9 protein-coding genes are annotated in these 6,410 nt (G+C 51.3%); 6 read left to right on the forward strand and 3 right to left on the reverse strand.

Annotation, left to right across the window (positions count from 1 at the left end; translation table 11 throughout):
• Positions 1-594, forward strand: a 594-nt coding sequence (locus tag DMG62_23740) for a hypothetical protein (GenBank protein PYY20298.1), incomplete at its 5' end; no start/stop codon positions are given.
• A 105-nt stretch (positions 595-699) separates the two neighbouring features.
• Here DMG62_23740 and DMG62_23745 read toward each other — a convergent pair.
• From DMG62_23745 to DMG62_23755, 3 genes are read right to left on the reverse strand one after another with little or no spacing between them, the layout of a single operon-like run.
• A complete protein-coding gene (locus DMG62_23745) occupies positions 700-1,578 on the reverse strand; it encodes an SAM-dependent methyltransferase (GenBank protein ID PYY20299.1) in 879 nt (292 codons plus the stop codon).
• 60 nt (positions 1,579-1,638) lie between these two features.
• Positions 1,639-1,926 (reverse strand): hypothetical protein, encoded by a 288-nt coding sequence (locus tag DMG62_23750; GenBank protein ID PYY20300.1) that lies wholly within the window; start codon positions 1,924-1,926, stop codon positions 1,639-1,641.
• A gap of 5 nt (positions 1,927-1,931) precedes the next feature.
• Complete coding sequence (locus DMG62_23755; GenBank protein PYY20301.1) at positions 1,932-2,117, reverse strand: hypothetical protein; 186 nt, start codon at positions 2,115-2,117, stop codon at positions 1,932-1,934.
• A gap of 69 nt (positions 2,118-2,186) precedes the next feature.
• Here DMG62_23755 and DMG62_23760 point away from each other — a divergent pair, with 69 nt between their 5' ends.
• The 5 genes from DMG62_23760 to DMG62_23780 all read left to right on the forward strand — a co-directional run.
• Positions 2,187-2,531 (forward strand): hypothetical protein, encoded by a 345-nt coding sequence (locus tag DMG62_23760; protein PYY20302.1) that lies wholly within the window; start codon positions 2,187-2,189, stop codon positions 2,529-2,531.
• Between the two features lie 375 nt (positions 2,532-2,906).
• Positions 2,907-3,590: a hypothetical protein gene (locus DMG62_23765; protein ID PYY20303.1), complete on the forward strand. Its 684-nt coding sequence runs from the start codon at positions 2,907-2,909 to the stop codon at positions 3,588-3,590.
• A gap of 564 nt (positions 3,591-4,154) precedes the next feature.
• Positions 4,155-4,856, forward strand: a complete 702-nt coding sequence (locus DMG62_23770; protein ID PYY20304.1) for a hypothetical protein — start codon at positions 4,155-4,157, stop codon at positions 4,854-4,856.
• 370 nt (positions 4,857-5,226) lie between these two features.
• Complete coding sequence (locus DMG62_23775; GenBank protein PYY20305.1) at positions 5,227-5,592, forward strand: hypothetical protein; 366 nt, start codon at positions 5,227-5,229, stop codon at positions 5,590-5,592.
• A gap of 275 nt (positions 5,593-5,867) precedes the next feature.
• Positions 5,868-6,410: hypothetical protein (locus DMG62_23780; GenBank protein ID PYY20306.1), on the forward strand; the 543-nt coding region annotated here is incomplete at its 3' end.

The raw sequence follows: 6,410 nt of genomic DNA on the forward strand, positions 1-6,410 counted from the left end.
CCGGGAGTCGGCTACGTGAACGCATTGGAAACACAGGTTTACCAGGCTATCCTGGAGTCGCGCCCGGGACCGGTGGTTGCTCAGCTAAAGGAAATACTAGCCAGGCCTGATCAAACACTAGGTTTTTACGCAGGCGAACTCCGCTTTTGGTTAGGCTGGGCACAGGAAGTCGCCGGTGATCATACAGCGGCTAGCGAAAGTTGGAGTCAGGCTCGGATCGAGCTGGGATCTTTTCTCAAGGAACAACCTGAAAATCTTGTTTTAATGGGAGATCTCGCGCTTACAAACATGGCTCTCGGTGACAACGATGCCGCGCTGGCTCTGACAGAGCGCGCGATCGCGAGGATTTCAATGCAAAAAGACGCGCTGACGGGTCCCCGGCCATTGGACATTCTCGCCCGGGTTACGGCGCGCACCGGAGACGTCGACCGGTCGATCTCCACTTTGGAAAAGCTACTTTCAATCCCGTACGAAGCGCCCTTAGCCGCAAACCCGCCGCTCACTCCTGCGTTGCTCCGACTAGATCCTATGTTTGAACCGCTGCGCAAGGATCCGCGTTTCCAGAAACTCGTTGCCTCTTCCACGGCAAAATAACGTTACTTCTGGGGAGCACGTGCTTCTTGCTTGCCGATGGCGCCGTCGGCATCGTGAACTTTTCGTAACATCATTCGGCGGCGCAGAAAGTCTGTGCGAGTCGCGTCACCAGGCGCTGGTCTGCGCAGCCGATTGATCGCGGAGCAGACAGATGCCGGACCACGGGCGGGAGCCTTGCTTTCCGTGCGAATCCGGCAAGAAAGAGAGAAGACGTATCCAAAGCGTGAGACGCTTCAATCGCGCGGCAGTCTTTAATGTTGAGCGAACGTCAACCACTTCCCATCCATACAGCGTGAAAAACAATGGACCCTCCTCCGGCGCAAACTTGAACTCGGCTTTCCCTTCCTTGATTTGCTGGCCCATGCCCTTCTTGACCATCTTCAGCAAGCCAGGCGACGCAATATCGACGATCCAGTGATTAAAAGCGGATACAGCCGCGAGGTCCTGCGCTAGAGACGCCACCTCGTCGCGCGAGAGGTAAATCAGCAATCCTTCCGTGATGATGAGCACGTTCTTCCCGGCACGACCGAGCGCGGCGAAAAGCTGGCGACGCGCAGCAACATCGGATAAATCGAGGCGGGCGCGATCGAGGGTGCAGGCCGGCTTCTCGCCACGAAGAATTTCTTCTTTGTAATCGAGAATTCCCGGCAGATCGACTTCGACCCAATGAAGCGATGCTGGCAAATTCATTCGATAGGGACGCGCGTCGAGGCCGGCAGCCAGATTAACGACCATGTCGATGCCCTCCCTGATCTGCTGCTTGATGAATTCGTCGTACACACACGTGCGCGTGATCCAGGCCCACGTTGCGCGCTCGCTGAAAGGCATGGATTTCGCGATCTGGTCGCCGCGCTCGCCCGCGAGGCGCCGCGCGAACGGATCGCGGAAGACGGCATCGGGCCGTTCCGTTTCGCGGGCGCGGTAAATGGCCGCGAGGAGCGCGGTGTCGGAGATATTGCGGACGAGGGGATCGTGGGTGCTCATTCCGATAGCTTACCTCGATTTCGGTCACTTTCCGACTCTGCGATTCGCCTCATACTCTTCTTACTTCTTACGCCTCCTCAATACCGTTTGCCCTACGACTGCTATCTGGACCCTGCCAGTCAAGAGGAATTTGGTCGCAACATCGAGTCGCTTGCCAAATGGATAGAAGGCGCAATCCAGCGCTTCCGCGCAGGCGGGAAGAACTCGCGAATCATCGAACTGCACGACACTAACCACTACGTGTTCATAGTAGACGAAAGGTTTACCCGCCGTGGCGGGCGTTGGTCGTTCGAGAAATGCGCAAGTTCCTGCTCGATGAATAAAGGTGCCTATGAGTGGATTAACCATAGGGATTACGGTTTCCTGTTAATCTCATCAAACCGCAGAAAGCTTATCTTTCGGCTTTCCCACCGCTGCTCGATGCGATGTGCACGGCGAGCACCGCGATGAGCACAAGAAAAAGAAAAGTGATGAAAGGCAAGTTCCTGCTCGATGGCAGTAGCTTGACGGGCGTCTGCGTTGTAATCTGCGAGCGCCATGGATAAAGGCGCACATTTTTTTAAATGTGATTTTCAGGTTCACACCCCTCGCGATGCGGGCTGGAAGGGGTGGGGGACGCTGTAACAGACGCGGAGCGGAAGGCGTATGCCGAAGAACTTGTTCTAGCCTGCCGAAAAAAGGATATTGGAGCGATTGCAATTACCGATCATCATGATTTTGTCTTCTTTCCGTACGTCAAAAAGGCCGCAGAAGAAGAGCTCGACGACGCTGGCAAGCCTGTTCCAGAAGAAGGACGAATCGTTGTTTTTCCTGGCATTGAAATCACCCTAACGTCGCCCAAGTGTCAGGTGATATTGATTCTTGATGCAGATTTCCCCGAGAATCTTTTTGAGAGTGTTTTAACGACTTTAGCAATTTCCCGCGGCGGCTTCGCCTGCCTCGCATGCCGCTGACGTTCAACGCATACCTCAAGATGTAGTTCCAGGGTTGCCGGAACTGTATGAAAAGCTGAACGCGCTCAAACATTCGAAGGGACGATTTATTGTATTGCCGAATGTCAGCGAAACGGGATACGGCACCCTACTGCGGTCAGGTTTCGGAAATTTTTTGCAAGACGATGCCATGTGTTGGCGGTTTCACGGATGGTCCTGTGTCGAAATTTGGAAAAGGTGCATTGGATATAGTCACCGGTAAGAGACCACTCCGATTTAGGCAAGCACACGACGTGGGTAAAATGGTCGGAACCGACGGCCGAAGCTCTTCGGCAAGCATGCCTTGCCAAGGAATCGCGACTATCCCAAGGAGAACCAAATTTACCGAGTTCTTGGATCACGACGCTAACTGTGACGAACTCAACGTTCTTGGGTCGGGTCAGCCTCGATTTTAACCAGCAATATAATGCGATCATTGGAGGTCGAGGAAGCGGAAAGTCGACACTGTTAGAGTATCTACGCTGGGGATTTTGTGATCAGCCGGCCGAAAGCCTCGATTCCGACATGGCACCGGTGCAAGCAACAAGAAGGAAACTAATAAGCAACACACTTCTGAAGGTAGAGGGCGAAGTTCATGTGACGTTCGTTCTCAACGGCGTTGAACATATCGTTAAGAGGGATTCGAAGACGCCAGAGGTCTCTTTGAAGGTCGGCGACGGCAATTTTGCTTCAGTAACCGAACAAGAGATCAGAAACCTACTTCCGATTCAGGCATATAGCCAAAAGCAGCTCAGCAGCGTTGGCGTCAGATTGGAGGAACTGCGACGATTTGTCGAATTACCGGTAAGACAAAGCCTTGATCGAATTCGTTCGGACATACGTGACATCGAGGCAAAGATCAGGGTCTCTTACGTAGAGCTCATTCGTAAAGAGGAAATCGAAAAAGAGATCAGTAAATACAACCTGGAGATCGATTCCCTAACGGGGCAGGTGGACTCTCTCCGAAAAGGACTCAAAGGTCTATCCACAGGCGATCAAGAGACAATCACGCAAAAGCTCTCTTCGATAACGAGGAGTTGATAATCGAAGAGTTAAAAAACGAATTGGCTAGGGCTGCGGAGATGGTTGGCTCACTGGAAAACGAATTCGGGGAAGGTGTTGTGAGTGAAAATGTCGATGAATTGCAGAACCCGAAACTGATAGAGAAAATCCGGTTACAATTCTCTCTCAAGTTCAAAGAAATTAACAAACAGGTCAGCGCTCTTTCAGCTTTGTTCGATAACACTTCTCTCAGGACAGTGAACGAAGCGATTGAAGAATGGGACAAGGCGAAAGAAGCCTTCGACAAAAAATATGAGGCTGCAAAAAGTCGAGCAAATGTAAACCAGCAGCAATTGAAACAAATCCAGGATACGGAGAGGCGGATCGGAGAGCTGAAAAAGATCCAAATGGCAAATCGAAACACCGTCTCCGCTTTGGGCGATCCGGCGAAGGCGTACGGAGAGCTACGCGCGCGGTGGAATGACGCTTATACAAAGAAGATTAAAGTGCTTGAGAAGCAGTGTAAGGATTTTTCGTCGCTGTCGAACGGGCTGATTAAGGCGGAAGTAAAAGGCAGCCTCGATGTTGAGTCGTTGAAGAAACATTGCAAGCTCGCTTTCGCAGGTTCGAATATCAAAGAGCAAAAGATCGAGAATCTGTGTCAATGTGTGCTCACTGCAGAGGACCCTGTCGCCCGCGTGGAGCGGCATTCTTACAGAACTTGAGAAATTGGCCCGACACGATCCTGAAGGGACTGATCCGTTGCCAGCGTGTCCAATAATCGACAAATGCGATTTTAAATCTTCTGAGAAATCGAGAATTACCGCGGAGTTTGATTATGAGAGATGGCTAGACCTTTCATTAGCAGAGCTGGAATTTAATCCAGTGTTTCAATACTGCACAAGCAAGGCAAAAAACGAATACATCGCCTTTGTGGACGCCTCCGCTGGACAGCAAGCGACGGCTCTCTTTACAGCTTTGTTAAATCAAGAGGGCGCTGCGTTGATTATAGACCAGCCTGAGGACGACGTTGATAGCAAAGTTGTCAAAGAAATTATCGAGCGCATTTGGACAGCAAAGACTAAACGTCAGCTGATCTTTGCCAGTCACAATGCCAACTTCGTAGTCAATGGAGATGCGGAATTGGTGATCTGCTGCGATTATTTGAAGGCTGGAGATCAGACAGCGGGCACAATCAAACTTTCCGGCGCGATTGATAACGAAAAGATTAGGAAAGAAATAACGACAGTTACGGAAGGTGGAGAGGAAGCGTTCAAGCTCCGAAAGGAGAAGTACGGATTCTAGCCATAACGGGAAGATGTCTCTGGCCGCGATAAAGTGGCGGAACGTGGGGTCGTGTCAAAACTCCGAAAGTCTTCGCGAGCAGGCCACTTGACATTTCACGCGCGGTTTCTGGGTTTTAGCACTACTGGTTGCGATCCTAAGGAAGTCGAAGAAGGCAGAAGGAAGGCATTAGGAAGTAACCGCATCCGCTAGATCGGCATCTTATTCGTCGCAAATCACCGGCAGAAAAGTCGACTCGCGCTTTGTTAACATTCACGCGTGAACCATAAACTTAAAAGTCCCTGCTGGATTTGGTCTTGATATCATTGTCGATGATATTACCTCTGTATCGTGAGTACGGTTTACGAGAATCTTCAGAACCAGCTTGTTCATGTTCAGACGAACGCCCCAAGACGCGCAAGAATCTGCCAGCTTTTTTCCGGCGCCGCAGATGGAACGTAGTAACAACGGCGAATGGTCAGTGACCATTGACGTCAGAGTGAAGAGCGCGGCCCGTGAGGACAATTGTGTCACATTCATACCAGTTACGATACGTATAAAGGACACAAGCATTCAGTTGTCACTTACCGATGATCCCGACAAGTCGGTAGAAATCTCTCATCTTCCAGGCGCTAGCCGCACTGACCTCGAGACGTTTTGTGGATGGATTCGAGAGAAAGTTGAAGGAACCTTCCGTTGGATCGCGACCGGTGAGGGGAGGCCAGAGCGGCGCATGGGATTTCATACCGAGGCGTAATTTCAAATCCACCCCGTGCAATAGATTGGCGTGTGTTGGCATTTGACTTTTTCTGCTGCAGACCCGCGAAGACCGAATCTATTTGAGCGCAGCGTGAAATGCGGCGGCAATGGAAGTCAGCCGCCTTCGCATGAGGCTACGGCGCGCCAAGAAAGACAGAAGGAAGAAGTAGGAAACCTTCACTCTGCCATTTTTCCACCGGAAGTTTCTGGTCGCTGATCACGAGAACTATGAGCTTGCTCCTGGGATTGGATTTGAGAGGATTTTGAATCGCCATGAAACCTATTGGCGCGGCCGTCGTGATCGGAGTGTTACTATCATTCGGCATAATTTACATCCTAAGACCGCTAAACACCGGTGCTGTAGCGCTCGTCGTGATACTGTGTGTCGGTTTCTGCGCCTACTTTGGCGGTTTTTGGGCCACACTCTTCAAAAGGCAAAACGAAACCAGTGGCAAAATTAGATCGTTGGTTTTCGTTGTTGTTGGACTCGTTCTAACCGTTTTCGCGTTATCCTCTTTGTTGCTCTCCTATCTCGGCTCGTTTCGCGCTCAACAGAATTCCTCCAGCGCCGTACCTGTTCGCGCCTACCTCTTTGTCGGCGAGCCGACGCCGGAAGGATATGGCGCGTACGGCTTTCTGATCTTCAACGCACGTCCTTCCGAAACAGACGTTAAGCGCTACGAGCTTATTTGTGAAAAATTTCGGGAAAAACTGGAACAAGCATGGGGGCAAACAGTGGAAGAGCGCAGCAATCAAATGGCAACGTTTTGGCCGCTTCAAATCCCTCGCTCGTCAGGAGTAGAATTCTGGCCGTGC

The sequence above is a fragment of the Acidobacteriota bacterium genome (assembly GCA_003225175.1).
In the GTDB taxonomy this organism is placed as follows: Bacteria; Acidobacteriota; Terriglobia; order Terriglobales; family Acidobacteriaceae; genus Gp1-AA112.